Annotated in this window: 13 protein-coding genes; 11 read left to right on the top strand and 2 right to left on the bottom strand. The window is 56.4% G+C overall.

The genetic code is table 11. The annotated features are described in order from the left end of the window. The first annotated feature begins 163 nt into the window (after positions 1–163). The 11 genes from RW65_RS06510 to RW65_RS06460 all read left to right on the top strand — a co-directional run bounded on the left by RW65_RS06510 (position 164) and on the right by RW65_RS06460 (position 16,955). The gene (locus RW65_RS06510) at positions 164–5,125 is read left to right on the top strand and encodes an alpha-2-macroglobulin family protein (RefSeq protein ID WP_039055887.1); all 4,962 of its coding nucleotides are present in this window, start codon (positions 164–166) and stop codon (positions 5,123–5,125) included. A gap of 1 nt (position 5,126) precedes the next feature. Further along, positions 5,127–7,451 carry a peptidoglycan glycosyltransferase PbpC gene (gene pbpC / locus RW65_RS06505; protein WP_039055886.1) on the top strand — a complete coding sequence of 775 codons (2,325 nt, stop codon included), beginning with the start codon at positions 5,127–5,129 and terminating at the stop codon, positions 7,449–7,451. 150 nt (positions 7,452–7,601) lie between these two features. Further along, complete coding sequence (gene ndk / locus RW65_RS06500) at positions 7,602–8,033, top strand: nucleoside-diphosphate kinase (RefSeq protein ID WP_039055885.1); 432 nt, start codon at positions 7,602–7,604, stop codon at positions 8,031–8,033. Between the two features lie 181 nt (positions 8,034–8,214). Next, positions 8,215–9,381, top strand: coding sequence for a dual-specificity RNA methyltransferase RlmN (gene rlmN, locus RW65_RS06495; RefSeq protein WP_039055884.1), 1,167 nt, complete (start codon positions 8,215–8,217; stop codon positions 9,379–9,381). A gap of 291 nt (positions 9,382–9,672) precedes the next feature. Then, on the top strand, positions 9,673–10,683 hold the full coding sequence (rodZ, locus tag RW65_RS06490) for a cytoskeleton protein RodZ (RefSeq protein WP_039055883.1): 1,011 nt from the start codon (positions 9,673–9,675) through the stop codon (positions 10,681–10,683). A 26-nt stretch (positions 10,684–10,709) separates the two neighbouring features. After that, positions 10,710–11,828, top strand: coding sequence for a flavodoxin-dependent (E)-4-hydroxy-3-methylbut-2-enyl-diphosphate synthase (gene ispG / locus RW65_RS06485; protein WP_039055882.1), 1,119 nt, complete (start codon positions 10,710–10,712; stop codon positions 11,826–11,828). A 109-nt stretch (positions 11,829–11,937) separates the two neighbouring features. Further along, the gene (hisS, locus tag RW65_RS06480; RefSeq protein WP_039055881.1) at positions 11,938–13,212 is read left to right on the top strand and encodes a histidine--tRNA ligase; all 1,275 of its coding nucleotides are present in this window, start codon (positions 11,938–11,940) and stop codon (positions 13,210–13,212) included. Between the two features lie 36 nt (positions 13,213–13,248). Continuing rightward, the gene (locus tag RW65_RS06475) at positions 13,249–13,869 is read left to right on the top strand and encodes a YfgM family protein (protein ID WP_039055880.1); all 621 of its coding nucleotides are present in this window, start codon (positions 13,249–13,251) and stop codon (positions 13,867–13,869) included. Positions 13,870–13,879: 10 nt separating this feature from the next. Further along, positions 13,880–15,058 carry an outer membrane protein assembly factor BamB gene (gene bamB, locus RW65_RS06470; protein WP_039055879.1) on the top strand — a complete coding sequence of 393 codons (1,179 nt, stop codon included), beginning with the start codon at positions 13,880–13,882 and terminating at the stop codon, positions 15,056–15,058. 120 nt (positions 15,059–15,178) lie between these two features. Beyond that, the gene (der, locus tag RW65_RS06465; RefSeq protein WP_039055878.1) at positions 15,179–16,654 is read left to right on the top strand and encodes a ribosome biogenesis GTPase Der; all 1,476 of its coding nucleotides are present in this window, start codon (positions 15,179–15,181) and stop codon (positions 16,652–16,654) included. An 85-nt stretch (positions 16,655–16,739) separates the two neighbouring features. After that, positions 16,740–16,955, top strand: a complete 216-nt coding sequence (locus RW65_RS06460) for a zinc ribbon domain-containing protein (protein ID WP_039055877.1) — start codon at positions 16,740–16,742, stop codon at positions 16,953–16,955. Here the strand turns inward: RW65_RS06460 and RW65_RS06455 are convergent. Then, on the bottom strand, positions 16,952–17,293 hold the full coding sequence (locus tag RW65_RS06455; protein ID WP_039055876.1) for a protealysin inhibitor emfourin: 342 nt from the start codon (positions 17,291–17,293) through the stop codon (positions 16,952–16,954). The two genes, RW65_RS06460 and RW65_RS06455, sit on opposite strands and share 4 nt — an antisense overlap. Then, positions 17,293–18,318: a M4 family metallopeptidase gene (locus tag RW65_RS06450; protein WP_039055875.1), complete on the bottom strand. Its 1,026-nt coding sequence runs from the start codon at positions 18,316–18,318 to the stop codon at positions 17,293–17,295. The genes RW65_RS06455 and RW65_RS06450 overlap by 1 nt, the downstream gene beginning before the upstream one ends. Positions 18,319–18,379: the final 61 nt, after the last annotated feature.

Genomic DNA, 18,379 nt, shown 5'->3' with positions numbered 1-18,379 from the left:
GTAACATGTTACATTACGCAGTGTGATCCACGTAACAAGGCAACCGCGGCGTCATTTTTATTTTGCGAGGCGCTTTCCAGGATGTTGCACGGATTTTGTAATTGTCACAGTTGTGAATAATAATGTTGCCACTTTCAGCAGGTTAATTAACCAGGGATTACGAATGAAACCGCTACGTCTTGCGGCGCTCACGCTTGCGCTCGTCACTGCCTTTACGCTCGCTGGCTGCGACAATAACGATAAACCCGCAGCCTCTGGCGCGTCTGCATCACAGGCTGCGTCCGCTACGGAGCAAAAAAACCAGTCGGCGATGCCGGATAAAGCAAAGCTTGCCGAGCTTGCCGCCCGTAGTGAAGGCAAGGCGTTAACGCTGCTGGATGCTTCCGAAGTGCAGCTCGACGGCGCATCGACGCTGGTGCTGACTTTTTCGATACCGCTGGATCCGGCGCAGAACTTCGCCACCAGCGTGCATCTGGTCGATAAAAAGAGCGGTAAAGTGGACGGTGCCTGGGAGCTGGCACCGAACCTGAAAGAGCTGCGCCTGCGCCATCTCGAGCCGAATCGCGAATTGCTGGTGTCGGTGGATAAAGGGCTGGTAGCGCTGAACAAAACCACTTTTGGCAGCGATGTCGAAAAAACCATTACCACCCGCGATGTACAACCGAGCGTTGGCTTTGCCAGCCGCGGTTCGCTGCTGCCGGGAAAAGTGGTTGATGGGCTGCCGGTGATGGCGCTGAACGTCAATAACGTCGACGTCAACTTCTACCGCATTAAACCGGAATCGCTGGCATCGTTTATCAGCCAGTGGGAGTACCGCAGTTCGCTGTCGAACTGGGAATCGGATACCTTATTGCCGATGGCGGATCTGGTCTATACCGGCCGTTTCGACCTCAACCCAACCCGCAATACCCGTGAAAAACTGCTGCTCCCCCTCGCGGATATCAAACCGTTACAGCAAACCGGCGTCTATATCGCGGTGATGAATCAGGCCGGGCATTACAACTACAGCAATGCCGCGACGCTGTTCACGCTGACCAATCTTGGTCTTTCCGCGCACCGTTACCATAACCGGCTGGATATCTTTACCCAGGGGCTGGAAAACGGCGCGGCGCTCTCTGGTATCGAGGTCGCGCTGTTAAACGAGAAAGGACAAACCCTCGCGCAGGCGACCAGCGACAGCGACGGCCATGCCACCCTCAACACCGATAAAGAGGGGGCGCTGATCCTCGCGCGTAAAGACGGTGAAACCACGCTGCTGGATCTGAAATTACCGGCGCTGGATCTGGCTGAGTTCGCTATTGCCGGCGATCCGGGCTACAGCAAACAGTTCTTTATGTTTGGCCCGCGCGATCTCTATCGTCCCGGCGAAACGGTGATCCTTAATGCACTGATGCGCGACAGCGACGGCAAACCGCTGGCCGACCAGGCGGTGAAACTGGAAGTGGTAAAGCCGGACGGCCAGGTGATCCGCACCGCAGTCAGCCAGCCGCAAAACGGGCTGTATCAGTTTACTTATCCGCTGGAAGCGAGCGCGCAAACGGGTATGTGGCATATTCGCGCCAATACCGGCGACAATCTCTCCCGCGAGTGGGCATTCCACGTTGAAGATTTTATGCCGGAGCGCATGGCGCTGAATATCACGCCGCAGGAGGAGCCTCTGGAGCCTGCCGCAGATGTGGTGTTTAACGTTAACGGTCGTTATCTCTACGGCGCGCCCGCCAGCGGCAACAGCCTACAAGGCCAGCTGTTTTTGCGTCCGCTGCGCGAAGCCGTACCTGCGCTACCGGGTTTCCAGTTTGGTGATATCACTGAAGAGAACCTCAGCCGTAGTCTGGATGAAGTGCATCTGACGCTGGATAAGCAGGGGCTTGGCGAAATCTCTACCCCGAGCCAGTGGCAAGATGCGCATTCGCCGCTGCAGGTTATCCTCCAGGCCAGCCTGCTGGAATCCGGCGGTCGTCCGGTGACGCGCCGTGCCGAACAGACCATCTGGCCTGCACAGACGCTGCCGGGGATTCGCCCTCAGTTTGCTGCGAAAGCGGTGTATGACTATCGCACCGACACCACCGTGAATCAGCCGATTGTCGACGAAGGCAGCAACGCCGCGTTTGACATTGTTTATGCCGACGCCAGCGGGACGAAAAAAGCGGTCAGCGATCTCCAGGTGCGTTTGATTCGCGAGCGCCGTGACTACTTCTGGAACTGGTCAGAAAACGAAGGCTGGCGTTCCCAGTACGATCAAAAAGATCTGGTCGAAGGGGAGCAGAGCCTGACGCTTGCGGCCGATGAGACGGGTAAGGTCAGTTTCCCGGTGGACTGGGGTTCCTACCGCCTGGAGGTGAAAGGGCCGGATGATACCGTCAGCAGCGTGCGCTTCTGGGCAGGCTACAGCTGGCAGGACAATACCGATGGTGCGGGTGCCGCACGGCCCGACCGCGTTACCATGAAACTCGATAAACCCGCCTACAAGCCGGGCGATACCATCAAGCTGCACGTCACCGCCCCAGCCGCAGGCAAAGGCTATGCGATGATCGAATCGGCTGAAGGCCCGCTGTGGTGGAAAGAGATAGACGTATCGGCAGAGGGCACGGATCTGAGCATTCCTGTCGATCAGAAATGGCAGCGCCACGATCTGTATATCACTACGCTGGTGGTGCGTCCTGGCGATAAGTCGAAGTCCGCAACGCCAAAACGTGCGGTCGGGATCCTGCATCTGCCCATGGGCGACGAGAGCCGTCGTCTCGACGTAACTCTTAACGCGCCGCAAAAAATGCGTCCGAACCAACCGCTGACGGTCAAAGTCAAAGCGGCGGTGAAAAACGGTGCGACGCCGAAACAGATCAATGTTCTGCTCTCGGCAGTGGATAGCGGCGTACTCAACATTACCGACTACGTCACCCCCGATCCGTGGCAGGGCTTTTTCGGTCAGAAACGCTACGGTGCGGATATTTACGATATTTACGGTCAGGTGATTGAAGGCCAGGGCCGTCTGGCGGCCTTACGCTTTGGTGGCGATGGCGACGAGCTTAACCGTGGTGGCAAACCGCCGGTCAACCATGTGACTATCATCGCGCAACAGGCGCAGCCGGTTACCCTTGATGAAAACGGCGAAGGTACCGTCAGTATGCCGATTGGTGATTTCAACGGTGAACTGCGCGTGATGGCGCAGGCGTGGACGGCGGAGGACTTTGGCAGCAGCGAGAGTAAAGTTACCGTAGCCGCGCCGGTGATTGCCGAATTGAATACGCCGCGCTTCCTCGGCAGTGGCGATACCTCGCGTCTGACGCTGGATCTCACCAACCTGACGGATCAACCGCAAACCCTTAGCGTTGCGCTGGAAGCTCACGGCCTGGTGGCGCTGGAAAGCGCCCAGCCGGAGCCGGTGAAACTGCCCGCCGGGGAACGGACCACGCTGTTTATTCCGGTGCGCGCGCTGGAAGGCTATGGTGATGGCGAAATTACCGCACAAATCAGTGGCCTGACGCTGCCGGGTGAGACCTTCGCGCCGGAGCATAAGCAGTGGAAAATTGGCGTGCGTCCGCCGTTCGCTGCGCAAACCGTCAACAGCGGTGTGATGCTTAATCCGGGTGAAAGCTGGCATACGCCGGGGCAACACCTTGCCAATATCTCACCGGCAACGCTGCAGGGGCGTTTATTGCTGAGCGGCAAACCGCCGCTGAATCTTGCTCGCTATATCGAAGAATTGCGCGCCTATCCGTACGGCTGCCTCGAGCAGACCGCCAGCGGATTGTTCCCGTCGCTGTATACCAATGCGGCGCAGTTAAAAGCGCTGGGTATTAAAGGCGACAGCGATGAGCAGCGCCGTGCGGCGGTGGATATTGGTATCTCCCGTCTGCTGCAAATGCAGCGCGAAGATGGCGGATTCTCCCTGTGGGATAAGAATGGGCCGGAAGAGTACTGGCTGACGGCGTACGTCTCTGACTTCCTGGTCAGCGCCTCGGCGCAAGGTTACAGCGTGCCGATGGAGGCGCTGAACAACGCCAATAACCGTCTGCTGCGTTATTTACAGGATCCGGCAACGCTGTCGATCCGCTACACCGACGATGCGCCCGCCACCAAGTTTGCCGTGCAAAGTTATGCCGCGCTGGTGCTGGCACGTCAGCAAAAAGCGCCTCTCGGTGCATTGCGTGAAGTCTGGAACCGTCGCGGGCAGGCAAAAGCAGGTCTGCCGCTGATGCAGCTTGGCGTCGCCCTGAAACTGATGGGCGATGCGCAGCGCAGTGACCAGGCGCTGGCGCTGGCGTTGAAAACCTCTCGCCCGCAGGCCGAACGCTGGCTGGCGGATTACGGTAGCGAACTGCGTGATAACGCGCTGATGCTGGCGCTGCTGGTGGATAACAAGCTGCTGGCGCAGGAGCAGCCGCGACTGCTGGCGACGCTTTCAGAACAGGCTTACGGCAAGCGTTGGCTGTCAACGCAGGAGAGCAATGCGCTGTTTTTGGCCGGTCGTAATCTGCAAAATGTCTCTGGCGCATGGCAGGCGCAAACCTCCCTTGATGCTGCAGCATTGGGCGGCGATCATGCGCAAAACCGTAACCTGACTGCAGACCAGCTTGCAGCCTTGCAGGTCACCAACAGCGGCGCAACGCCACTGTGGTTGCGTCTTGATACGACAGGCTACCCGGAGCAGGCCCCGGCACCGTCGGGCAGTGTGTTGAACATTGAACGTACCTTCCTCGGCACCGATGGCCGCAGTAAATCCCTCTCGTCCCTAAAAAGCGGTGAGTTGGTGCTGGTGCGTCTTGATGTGAATGCCAGCCAGAACGTGCCGGACGCGCTGGTCGTTGATTTGCTGCCTGCCGGTCTGGAGCTGGAAAACCAGAACCTCGCCGACAGCAGCGCCAGCCTTGCCGATAGCGGCAGTGAAGTGCAGGATTTGCTCAACCGCATGCAGCAGGCGGATATTCAGCATATGGAATTCCGCGACGATCGCTTTGTAGCGGCGGTGCCGGTAAACGCCGGTGACTGGGTCACGCTGGTCTATCTGGCGCGCGCGGTCACACCGGGGACTTATCAAATCCCTGCTCCACAAGTTGAGTCGATGTATGTCCCGCAGTGGCGGGCGACCGGCGCGGCCAGCGGTCCGATGATTATCGTACCGTAACGTGAAGATAGTTCGTCTGATACGCACCCGCTGGTGCTGGCTGGCGGGTGTACCGCTGCTATTAGTGCTGGTCATTATTGCGGCCGATAAAATTTGGCCGCTTCCGCTGTCGGAAGTCGATCCGGCGCGGGTGGTGGTCGCCGAAGACGGTACACCGCTGTGGCGTTTTGCCGATGCTGATGGTATCTGGCGCTACCCGGTAACCATCGAAGAGGTATCGCCTCACTATCTGCAAGCGCTTATTCAGTATGAAGATCGCTGGTTCTGGGCACATCCCGGGGTTAATCCTCTGTCTATTGCGCGCGCGGCCTGGCAGGATCTGCGCTCGGGGCACGTGGTTTCCGGCGGCAGCACCCTGACCATGCAGGTGGCTCGCCTGCTCGATCCGCATCCGCGCACCTTCGGCGGCAAAGTTCGCCAGCTATGGCGGGCGCTGCAGCTGGAGTGGCATCTTTCCAAACGCGACATTCTCACCCTCTATCTTAACCGTGCGCCGTTTGGCGGCACGCTGCAGGGCGTGGGTGCGGCCAGCTGGGCTTACTTAGGTAAATCTCCGGCGAAGCTGAGCTATTCCGAAGCGGCGCTGTTAGCGGTGCTGCCGCAGGCCCCCAGCCGTTTACGCCCGGATCGCTGGCCGCAACGGGCGCAGGCCGCGCGCGATAAAGTGCTTAAGCGCATGGTTTCGCAGCAAGTGTGGTCCGCCGCGCAGGTGGCTGAGTCACAAGAAGAACCGGTCTGGCTGGCCCCGCGGCAGATGCCGCAGCTGGCACCGCTCTTTTCGCGCCGCATGCTTGGCGAAAGCAAGGCGCTGAAAATCACCACCACGCTCGACGCCAGCCTGCAACGGCAGCTCGAAGAGCTGGCGCTCAATGTCAAAAACCGCCTGCCGGCGCGCAGCTCCCTGGCCATGATCGTCGTCGATCATACGGATATGAAAGTGCGCGGCTGGGTTGGTTCAGTCGATATCAATGACGACAGCCGTTTCAGCCATGTCGATATGGTCAGCGCCGTGCGTTCGCCCGGCTCGGTGCTGAAACCGTTTATCTATGGCCTGGCGATGGATGAAGGGCTGATTCATCCGGCATCGCTGTTACAGGATGTGCCGCGCCGGGTCGGGGATTATCGGCCCGGCAATTTCGACAGCGGATTCCACGGCCCGGTAAGCATGAGTGAAGCGCTGGTGCGCTCCCTTAATTTACCGGCGGTGCAGGTGCTGGAAGCCTACGGGCCGAAAAAATTTGCCGGAAACCTGCGTAACGCCGGACTGCCGCTGATCCTGCCTGCTGGTGCGGAGCCGAACCTCTCGCTGATCCTCGGTGGCGCTGGCGCGCGGCTGGAAGATATTGCCGCCGCCTATAGCGCGTTCGCCCGCCACGGTAACGCAGCAAGCCTGCGCCTGCGGCCTGAAGAGCCGCTGATGGAGCGACGGCTGATGTCACCGGGCGCGGCGTGGATTATTCGCCGTATCCTGGCCTCAGAAGCGCAGCCTGTGCCCGATGAAGCGTTGCCGCAGGTGGTGCCGCTGGCATGGAAAACCGGTACCAGCTATGGCTATCGCGACGCGTGGGCGATAGGGATAAATGCTCGCTACGTGATTGGTATCTGGACAGGACGGCCCGACGGTACGCCGGTGGCCGGACAGTTTGGTTTCGCCAGCGCCATACCGTTACTTAACCAGGTCAATAATATCCTTCAGCCGCGCTCGGCTCTGGAACAGGCGAGACTGCCGCGCGATCCGCGTCCGCAAAGCGTCAGCAGCGGGGTGATTTGCTGGCCGGGCGGGCAGAGTTTACCCGCTGATGACAGCAACTGCCGCCGTCGCCTTTCGACCTGGTTACTTGACGGCAGTCAGCCGCCAACGCTGTTAATGCCGGAGCAGGAAGGCGGGCACGGTATTAATTTCCCCCTTTGGCTTAACCGGGAAGGTCATCGAGTGGCGGCAGATTGCCCGGATGTGCAGCAGAAAACCTGGATTAGCTGGCCTTTACCGCTGGAACCCTGGCTGCCCGCAGGCGAGCGTCGGGCGACCCGTTTACCGGTGGCGGATAAGCGTTGTCCGCCGCGTGACGATAACGCACCGCCGCCGCTGTTAGTGAATGGCGTACGCGAAGGTGCCGTTATCAGGCGCGTGCCCGGTCAGGCGTCGGCTTTGCTGCCATTACAAAGTAGCGGCGGTGAAGGCGGGCGCTGGTGGTTTTTAAATGGTGAGCCGTTAGCTTCCCGCAGCAATTCCCTCAGTCTGACCCTTGATAAATCCGGGGAGTATCAGTTAGTGGTGATGGATGAAGCAGGGCAGGTTGCAACGGTGCAGTTTTCCGTGCTGTAAGCGGTAAAATGGTGTAATGAGAGCAATGTGTTGCTGAAAATAATCTCATTTTAAAAAAATGTTATCTTCATCCATAGGCAACGCCCGGATAGCTCTTTATAATCCGCGCCACACCTATTCCGGACAACAGAACGACTTACAGAGGTAATCATGGCTATTGAACGTACTTTTTCCATCATCAAGCCGAACGCGGTGGCAAAAAACGTTATTGGCAACATCTTCTCTCGCTTTGAAGCGGCGGGTTTCAAAATTGTTGGCACAAAAATGCTGCATCTGACCGTTGAGCAGGCGCGCGGTTTTTACGCTGAGCACGAAGGCCGCCCGTTCTTTGACGGTCTGGTTGAATTTATGACTTCTGGCCCGATCGTCGTATCCGTGCTGGAAGGCGAAAACGCAGTACAGCGTCACCGCGATCTGCTGGGCGCAACCAACCCGGCTAACGCCCTGGCGGGTACGCTGCGTGCTGACTATGCAGACAGCTTCACCGAGAACGGCACCCACGGTTCCGACTCCGTTGAGTCCGCTGCTCGTGAAATCGCCTATTTCTTCGCTGAAGGCGAAGTTTGCCCGCGCACCCGTTAATCACCCGTTAAACGTGTAACGAGGTTTACACTTTAATTTGTGAAAAGCCGCGTGCAAACGTGGTATCTGTGCGCCAGAATTTGTACAATGCTGCGCCCCAGGATGAGCCAATGCTTACCTGGGGCGCTTCTTTTTAACCCTCCACGGGCCACAACGTGTAATAACGAGGCCGGAAAAAATTATGTCTGAACAGATTGCCATGCCTGAGAACGACGCTCTCACTTTGCCAAACAAAGATGCAAAAATTAACCTGCTGGATTTAAACCGTCAGCAGCTGCGCGAATTCTTCAAAAACTTAGGCGAAAAACCCTTCCGCGCCGATCAGGTGATGAAGTGGATGTATCACTATTGCAGCGACGACTTTGATGAGATGACTGACATCAACAAAGTGCTGCGCAATAAACTTAAAGAAGTCGCCGAGATCCGCGCACCGGAAGTTGTGGAAGAGCAGCGCTCCTCCGACGGTACGATTAAATGGGCGATTGCCGTCGGCGATCAGCGCGTTGAAACCGTCTATATTCCCGAAGATGACCGCGCCACTCTGTGCGTCTCGTCTCAGGTCGGTTGTGCGCTGGAATGTAAATTCTGCTCGACCGCTCAGCAAGGTTTTAACCGTAATCTACGGGTTTCGGAAATTATTGGTCAGGTATGGCGCGCGGCGAAAATTATCGGTGCGGCGAAAGTCACCGGTAACCGTCCGATCACCAACGTAGTAATGATGGGCATGGGCGAGCCGCTGTTGAACCTGACGAACGTCGTTCCGGCGATGGAAATCATGCTGGATGATTTCGGCTTTGGGCTTTCCAAACGTCGCGTCACGCTCTCCACCTCCGGTGTGGTTCCGGCGCTGGATAAACTCGGCGATATGATTGACGTTGCCCTCGCCATTTCGCTGCACGCGCCAAACGATGAAATCCGCGATGAAATTGTCCCGATCAACAGAAAGTACAATATCGAGACTTTCCTCGCCTCCGTGCGCCGTTACCTGGAAAAATCCAACGCCAACCAGGGCCGCGTAACCATCGAGTATGTCATGCTCGATCACGTTAACGACGGTACCGAGCATGCGCATCAGTTGGCAGAGTTGCTGAAAGATACGCCGTGTAAGATCAACCTGATCCCGTGGAACCCGTTCCCCGGCGCGCCGTATGGTCGCAGCTCAAACAGCCGTATCGATCGTTTCTGCAAGGTCTTGATGAGCTATGGTTTTACCACGATTGTGCGTAAAACCCGCGGCGATGATATCGATGCGGCGTGCGGCCAGCTTGCCGGCGATGTCATTGATCGCACAAAACGTGCTCTGCGTAAGCGCATGCAGGGCGAGCCCATTGAGATCAAGGCGCTATAATCATAAGTTGTGGCACGAAGAATGTGCTGCATTTGTGTAAATGTTGCCTATTTGGCCTGTAGCGATACGGGCCAAGAATAATTACGGTGCGTTTCTCCTGACTTTAAGGCAGTATGTAGTGATGGAACAAAGGCTTAGCAAAAAATGCTTAAAGCTGTTCTGTTATGACAAGCCTGACAGTCCTATACTGTGGGTCCAGGTTTAACCGACCCGGTTTTTTCGCGGCGCGTGTAGGCATTGCGGTTATACGCGCCTGAATGTTTAATTTTCACGTACCAGTAGTTGTAGCGAATGAATACTGAAGCCACTCACGATCAAAACGAAGCACAAACTCCTGGCGTTCGTCTGCGCAGCGCCCGTGAACAACTTGGACTCAGCCAACAAGCGGTTGCGGAACGCTTATGCCTGAAGGTCTCCACGGTACGCGATATTGAAGAGGACCGATCGCCCGCCGATCTGGCTTCGACATTTGTCCGCGGTTATATCCGCTCCTATGCCCGCCTGGTGCATATTCCTGAAGAAGAGCTGCTGCCGATTCTTGAAAAACAAGCGCCGGTGAGAGCCGCGAAAGTCTCGCCGATGCAGAGTTTTGCCCTCGGTAAACCGCGCAAAAAACGCGGCAACTGGATGATGAGCTTTATCACCTGGCTGGTTTTCCTCGTCGCGATTGGTTTGACGGGCGCATGGTGGTGGGATAACCACAAAGCGCAGCAGGAAGAGATAACCACCATGGCCGATCAATCCTCGGCTGAGCTGAACGCCGGTAACAGCAACGCACAAAACGTTCCGCTGACTGACGATACGGCCAAAGATCCGGCAGAAGAAGCTAATACGCCGGTTGAGGCACCTGCCCCAGCCGAGAGCGCACAAACGCCAGCCGCCAGCGCCCCGCAGGCGACGGCGAATACAACTCCCCAGAATAACACCGTTGTGGCACCGTCCCAGGCCAATGTCGATTCTATGGCGCAGCAGCCTGCCGCTACGGCCAATACCGCACAGTTACCAACGGATCAGGCCGGTGTATCAGGTGCGCAAGGCAATGCTAACGCGCTGGTCATGAACTTTACCGCCGACTGCTGGCTGGAAGTGAGCGATGCGACCGGTAAGAAATTATTCAGCGGTCTGCAACGCAAAGATGCGACGCTAAATTTAACCGGTCAGGCGCCGTATAAGCTGAAAATTGGTGCACCCTCAGCAGTCCAGATCCAATATCAGGGTAAACCTGTCGATCTGAGTCGTTTTATCAGAACTAACCAGGTTGCGCGTCTGACCCTCAATGCCGAACAATCAGCAGCACAGTAACAGACGGGCAACGCGGGAGATTTTTCATGCATAACCAGGCTCCGATTCAGCGTCGGAAATCGAAACGGATTTACGTTGGTAATGTGCCCATTGGCGATGGCGCACCTATCGCCGTGCAGTCCATGACAAACACCCGTACTACGGATGTTGAAGCCACGGTCAACCAAATTAAAGCTCTTGAGCGCGTCGGCGCTGATATTGTTCGCGTCTCCATCCCGACGATGGATGCGGCGGAAGCATTCCGGTTAATCAAGCAGCAGGTGAATGTTCCGCTGGTGGCGGACATCCATTTTGACTATCGCATTGCGCTGAAAGTCGCCGAGTATGGCGTTGACTGCCTGCGTATCAACCCCGGCAACATTGGTAACGAACAGCGTATTCGTACCGTTGTCGACTGCGCGCGCGATAAAAACATCCCCATTCGTATCGGCGTAAACGCCGGTTCGCTGGAAAAAGATCTGCAGGAAAAATATGGTGAACCGACGCCGCAAGCGCTGCTCGAATCCGCCATGCGCCATGTCGATCACCTCGATCGTCTCAACTTCGATCAGTTTAAAGTCAGCGTCAAAGCCTCGGATGTCTTCCTCGCCGTGGAGTCCTATCGTCTGCTGGCGAAACAGATCGATCAGCCGCTGCATCTTGGCATTACCGAAGCCGGTGGCGCGCGCGCAGGCGCAGTGAAATCGGCTATTGGCCTGGGTTTGCTGCTCTCGGAAGGCATTGGCGATACGCTGCGTGTTTCGCTGGCTGCCGATCCGGTAGAAGAGATCAAAGTCGGTTTTGATATCCTTAAGTCACTGCGCATCCGTTCGCGCGGCATCAACTTTATCGCCTGTCCGACCTGTTCGCGTCAGGAGTTTGACGTGATTGGCACGGTTAACGCCCTTGAACAGCGGCTGGAAGATATCATCACTCCGATGGATGTCTCGATTATCGGCTGTGTGGTCAACGGTCCTGGCGAAGCGCTGGTGTCGACCCTTGGCGTGACCGGCGGCAACAAGAAGAGCGGCCTGTATGAAGACGGCGTGCGTAAAGATCGCCTGGATAACAGCGATATGATCGCCCAGCTTGAAGCCCGTATCCGTGCGAAGGCGTCGATGCTGGACGAAGCGCGTCGTATCGATGTGCAACAGGTAGAAAAATAAGGTTGCTGGGAAGCCGCAGGCTTCCCGTGTATGATGAACCCGCCCGGCGCGACCCGCTGTTCGTCGCAGCCCTGAGGGTTCATTTTTTGTATTAATAAAGAGAATAAACGTGGCAAAAAATATTCAAGCCATTCGCGGCATGAACGATTATCTGCCTGGCGAAACCGCCATCTGGCAGCGCATTGAAGGCACTTTAAAAAACGTGCTCGGCAGCTACGGTTACAGTGAAATCCGTTTGCCGATTGTAGAGCAGACCCCGTTGTTCAAACGCGCGATCGGTGAAGTCACCGACGTGGTTGAAAAAGAGATGTACACCTTTGACGATCGCAACGGCGACAGCCTGACTCTGCGACCCGAAGGGACGGCGGGCTGTGTACGCGCCGGCATCGAGCATGGTCTTCTGTACAATCAGGAACAGCGCTTGTGGTACGTCGGGCCGATGTTCCGCTACGAGCGTCCGCAGAAAGGGCGCTACCGTCAGTTTCACCAGTTGGGTGTCGAAGTGTTTGGCCTGCAGGGCCCGGATATTGATGCCGAACTGATTATGCTTACCGCCCGCTGGTGGCGCGAGCTGGGTATTGCGTCTCACGTTGCCCTTGAACTCAACTCTATCGGCTCGCTCGAAGCGCGCGCGACCTACCGCGATGCGCTGGTTGCGTTCCTGGAGCAGCACAAAGATAAGCTCGACGAAGATTGCCTGCGTCGTATGTATACCAACCCGCTGCGCGTGCTGGATACTAAAAACCAGGATATTCAGGCGCTGCTCAACGATGCGCCGAAGCTGGGCGATTACCTTGATGACGAGTCCCGTGAGCACTTCGCCGGTCTTTGTGCGTTCCTTGACGCCGCCGGTATTGCTTATACCGTTAACCAGCGTCTGGTGCGCGGTCTGGATTACTACAACCGCACCGTTTTCGAATGGGTGACCACAAGCCTCGGCGCGCAGGGTACCGTCTGTGCCGGCGGGCGTTATGATGGTCTGGTGGAGCAGCTTGGCGGTCGTGCGACCCCGGCTGTGGGCTTCGCGATGGGCCTTGAACGACTTGTTTTGTTAGTTCAGGCAGTTAATCCGGAATTTAAAGCAGAATCCGTTGTCGATATTTACCTGGTGGCCTCTGGCACCGATACGCAGTCCGCTGCGATGCAGTTGGGCGAAAAGGTGCGCGATGCGTTACCTGGCGTACGGTTGATGATGAACCACGGCGGCGGCAATTTTAAAAAGCAGTTTGCCCGTGCGGACAAGTGGGGCGCTCGCGTTGCACTGGTGCTCGGCGAAACTGAAATTGCCGACGGTAATGTTGTGGTGAAGGATTTACGCTCTGGTGAGCAGAGTACGGTAACGCAGGAGAGCGTTGCGGCGCATTTGCGCACACTACTGGGCTAATCTCGCCGGTGATTTATCGTTTAGGAGAAGGACTGCGTGGAAATTTACGAAAACGAAAACGACCAGGTAGACGCAATTAAGCGCTTCTTTGCTGAGAATGGCAAAGCGCTGGCCGTTGGGGTTGTTTTGGGTATTGGCGCGCTGATTGGCTGGCGCTACTGGACCAGCCATCAGGCAGATTCAGCGAGAACGATTTCACAGGCGTACGAAAACGCCGTTGCCGGGCTTTCCGCTGGCAAACCCGAATCGCTCACTGCCGCAGAGAAGTTCGCCGCGGACAACAAAAACACTTACGGTGCGCTGGCGTCGCTGGAACTGGCGCAGCAGTATGTTGAGAAGGGTGAACTCGATAAAGCCGCCGCTCAGCTGCAGCAAGGGCTCGCCGCGACCAAGGATGAAAATCTGAAGTCGATGATCAACGTGCGTCTGGCACGTATTCAGGTACAGCAGAAACAACACGATGCTGCGCTGAAAACGCTTGATGCTGTGAAAGCGGAAAGCTGGTCAGCGATTGTCGCCGATCTTCGCGGCGAAGCGCTGCTGAGCAAGGGCGATAAACAAGGCGCGCGCACCGCATGGGAAAACGGCATCAAAAACAATGCTTCTCCTGCGCTGAGTGAAATGATGCAAATGAAAATTAATAATTTGTCCATCTAAGAGGGACCCGATGCAATTGCGTAAATTACTTCTGCCAGCGCTGCTTTCCGTCACGCTTTTGAGCGGCTGTTCCCTGTTTAACAGCGAAGAAGATGTTGTCAAAATGTCCCCGCTGCCGGTGGTTGAAAACCAGTTCAATCCGACCACTTCGTGGAGCACATCCGTTGGCAACGGTATCGGTGACTTCTACTCGCACCTGCACCCGGCGTTTGTTGACGGCGTGGTTTACGCCGCCGATCGCCACGGGGTAGTGAAAGCGGTCAGCATCGATGATGGGCATGAAATCTGGTCAATCAATCTGGCTGAAAAAGATGGCTGGTTCTCAACGCGTGCTGCGCTGCTGTCCGGCGGCGTGACCGTTTCCGGCGGCCATGTGTATGTCGGCAGCGAAAAAGCGCAGGTTTATGCGCTGAACACTAGCGACGGTTCGCTGGCGTGGAAATCAAAAGTAGCTGGCGAAGCGCTTTCCCGCCCGGTTGTCAGCGACGGTCTGGTGTTAATTCATACCAGCAACGGTCAGCTGCAGGCGCTGAACGAAGCCGACGGTGCGTCCAAATGGACCGTAAACCTTGATATGCCTGCGCTTTCCCTGCGCGGTGAATCTGCGCCGACGTCCGCCTTTGGCGCTGCCATTGTTGGCGGTGATAACGGTCGCGTAAGCGCGGTTCTGCTACAGCAAGGGCAGCTGATTTGGCAGCAGCGTATCTCCCAGGCTAACGGGCCGACCGAGATCGATCGTCTGAGCGATGTGGATACCACGCCGGTTATTGTCGGCAACGTGGTTTACGCGCTGGCCTATAACGGCAACCTGACGGCGCTGGATCTGCGCAGCGGCCAGATTATGTGGAAGCGCGAGCTGGGTTCCGTAAGCAATTTCGTGGTTGATGGCAACCGCATCTATATGATCGATCAGAACGATCGGGTGCTGGCGCTGACTACCGATGGCGGCGTAACTCTGTGGACGCAAAGCGATCTGCTGCACCGTAACCTTACCGCTCCGGCGTTGTATAATGGTTATATTGTGACAGGCGATAGCGAAGGCTATGTCCACTGGATTAACGTTGAAGATGGTCGCTTTGTCGCCCAGCAAAAAGTCGACAGCTCTGGTTTCCTGACCGAGCCGGTGGTTGCGGGCGGTAAGGTGCTTATTCAGGCGAAAGACGGCACGCTGTACGCCCTGTCGCGCTAAGCGCGTCGGGTTTGTCGTTTATCAAGACGGCTCCTGTTGCAGGAGCCGTTTTCCTGTTTTTAAAACGGCGCGTAAAAGGCGGCGTTTTGCTAATGAATTTTCTGTAATGAGGCTTTAAACATGGTACCTGTGGTCGCGCTTGTCGGGCGCCCTAACGTTGGAAAATCCACGCTATTTAACCGTTTAACACGCACCCGTGATGCGCTGGTAGCGGATTTCCCGGGTCTGACTCGTGACCGTAAGTACGGTCGTGCTGAAGTGGAAGGCCGCGAATTTATCTGCATTGATACCGGTGGTATTGATGGCAATGAAGATGGCGTCGAAACGCGCATGGCTGAACAGTCGCTGCTGGCGATTGAAGAAGCCGATGTGGTGCTGTTTATGGTCGATGCGCGCGCGGGCCTGATGCCTGCCGACTCGGCCATTGCCAAACATCTGCGCGCGCGTGAAAAACCGACTTTCCTGGTGGCGAATAAAACCGATGGTCTGGATCCGGATCAGGCAACGGCCGATTTTTACTCCCTTGGTCTCGGTGAAATCTACGCCATCGCGGCGTCCCACGGGCGCGGTGTTACCAGCCTGCTGGAACACGTGTTAATGCCGTGGATGGATGAGCTGAATCCGCCGGAAGAGGTGGATGAAGAGGCGGAATACTGGGCGCAGTTCGAAGCCGAGCAGAACGGTGAAGAAGCCGAGCCGGAAGACGACTTCAACCCGCAGGATCTGCCGATCAAACTGGCGATTGTGGGCCGTCCGAACGTCGGTAAGTCAACGCTAACTAACCGTATTCTCGGTGAAGAGCGCGTAGTCGTATACGATATGCCGGGCACCACACGCGACAGCATCTATATTCCGATGCAGCGTGATGAGCGCGAGTATGTACTGATTGACACCGCGGGCGTGCGTAAGCGCGGCAAAATCACCGATGTGGTTGAGAAGTTCTCGGTGATTAAAACCCTGCAGGCGATTGAAGATGCCAACGTGGTCCTGCTGGTGATTGACGCGCGTGAAGGGATCTCCGATCAGGATCTGTCGCTGCTGGGCTTTATTCTAAACAGCGGCCGTTCGCTGGTGATTGTCGTCAATAAGTGGGACGGCCTGAGCCAGGAAGTGAGAGAGCAGGTTAAAGAGACGCTGGACTACCGTCTGGGCTTTATCGATTTTGCCCGCGTGCATTTTATCTCTGCCCTGCACGGCAGTGGCGTCGGCAACCTGTTCGAGTCCGTTCGCGAAGCCTACGACAGCTCCACCCGCCGCGTGAGCACCGCGCTGCTGACCCGTATTATGACCATGGCGGCAGAAGATCATCAGCCGCCGCTGGTGCGTGGCCGCCGCGTGAAGCTGAAATACGCCCACGCCGGCGGTTACAACCCGCCGATTGTGGTGATTCACGGTAACCAGGTGAAAGACCTGCCGGACTCCTACAAACGTTACCTGATGAACTACTTCCGCAAATCGCTGGAAGTGATGGGTACGCCAATCCGTATTCAGTTCAAAGAGGGCGAAAACCCGTTTGCGGATAAGCGCAACACCCTGACGCCGAACCAGATGCGTAAGCGTAAGCGCCTGATTAAGCATATTAAGAAAGGGAAGTAATCCTTACATCAAAACCCGCCAGGCCTGGCGGGTTTTTGTTTTCTGCGGTGTATAATAACCACAGCCAATAATTTAGGAGCGCGTTATGGATCTTAACTGCCCAACCTGCCACAACCCGCTGGAGCTGGCGGGAGCCCAGGCGCACTGCGCAGTCTGTGATAAAGATATGGATGTGCAGGCCAATTGCCCGGAATGCCATCAGCCGCTGGAGGTATTGAAAGCCTGTGGCGCGGTGGACTTTTTCTGCCAGCACGGCCACGGGCTTATTTCAAAAAAACGCGTCGAATTCACGCTGCGCTAATTCTTGCAGATACAGGCATCGCCGTCGCGCCACAGCTCAACAAATGAGGGGGGCGCTTTGCTTTCCGGGATCAGCAACAGCACATCGGTTTGCCGGGATGACCAGGTGATTTGCAAGCGGTAGAAACGTTGATCGCCGCGGCCAGGCGAGTCGGGCTGGCCCGGTTGCTCGGCGAGCGGTAGCGTCTGGTGCAAAATATCCACCAGCCGCTGGCGCTGCTCCTCACTGAGTTCAGCAACGATAAACGTGCGCTTGCCGCTCAGTTTGGGGATATAAGCCAGCCCGCCTTCGCGTGCTAACTCGACCACCGCATCGTCGGTCAATTCGGGTTCGTTCATTATAATACTCCGACATCTTTCCACGCCTTTTCGATAGCGGCGGCGACGTTCTTGCCGGAACGTTTTTCGCCATGTTTGATAGTGAATTTAGCAAAAGTGGCGAAATCGGCATTTTGCGCAAGCTGCTTATCGCAGACGGTATCGTACCAGGCATAACCCGCTTTTTCCCACGCATAGCCGCCAATAGCCGTTGCCGCCAGATAAAACGCCCGGTTTGGGATACCTGAATTCAGGTGCACGCCGCCGTTATCTTCGCGGGTTTTAATAAACGCTTTCATATGCGCCGGCTGCGGATCTTTACCGAGCAACTTATCATTATAGGCGGTACCCGGCTCTGACATGGAACGTAGCCCCTTGCCCTGAATACCTTTTGCCAGCAGCCCTTCGCCGATAATCCAGTCGGCCTGGTCCGCTGTTTGCTGCAGGTGATACTGTTTGACCAGCGAGCCGAATACATCAGATAACGACTCATTTAACGCGCCGGACTGTTCAAAATAGATCAATCCTGCTTCCGTTTCTGTGACACCGTGGCTGAGTTCATGTCCCACAACATCAATAGCAATAGTAAAGCGGTTGAAAATTTCACCGTCGCCATCGCCAAAAACCATCTGCTGACCGTTCCAGAAGGCGTTCTGATACTCCTTGCCATAATGCACGGTGCCGCTAAGGATCATCCCCTTATCATCCAGTGAATTACGCTGATAAACCTGCCAGAAAAAATCGTGGGTGACGCCAAGATAGTCATACGCTTCGTCGACGGCGATATCGCCATTTGACGGCTGGCCTTCATAGCGCACCTGTTCGCCGGGCAGGCTCTCTTTTTGCTGGGCGTCGTAAATATCACGTACCAGTTCCCCGGGAGAAGTGACCAGCGGCGCATCGACTTTGCCGTGGCCGTGAGCCATCAATGTTTGGACATGGGTTAAGGTCTGACGAGCACAGCGCTGCTGCACTTCGGAACCGTTATCGATAATGCGGCGCAGAATATAGGGCGGGATAACGCTAAACGAGTGACGTGCCTGCATGTTGATCTCCTTGATAAAACAACAAAGAACAACAAAAAGTATAGGTACGTCTTATTTATTG

It is taken from the genome of Enterobacter sp. Bisph1, assembly GCF_000814905.1.
GTDB lineage: Bacteria > Pseudomonadota > Gammaproteobacteria > Enterobacterales > Enterobacteriaceae > Kosakonia.
The sequence above is the reverse complement of the archived record's forward strand: the minus strand, read 5'-3'. Positions and strand labels throughout refer to the sequence as shown.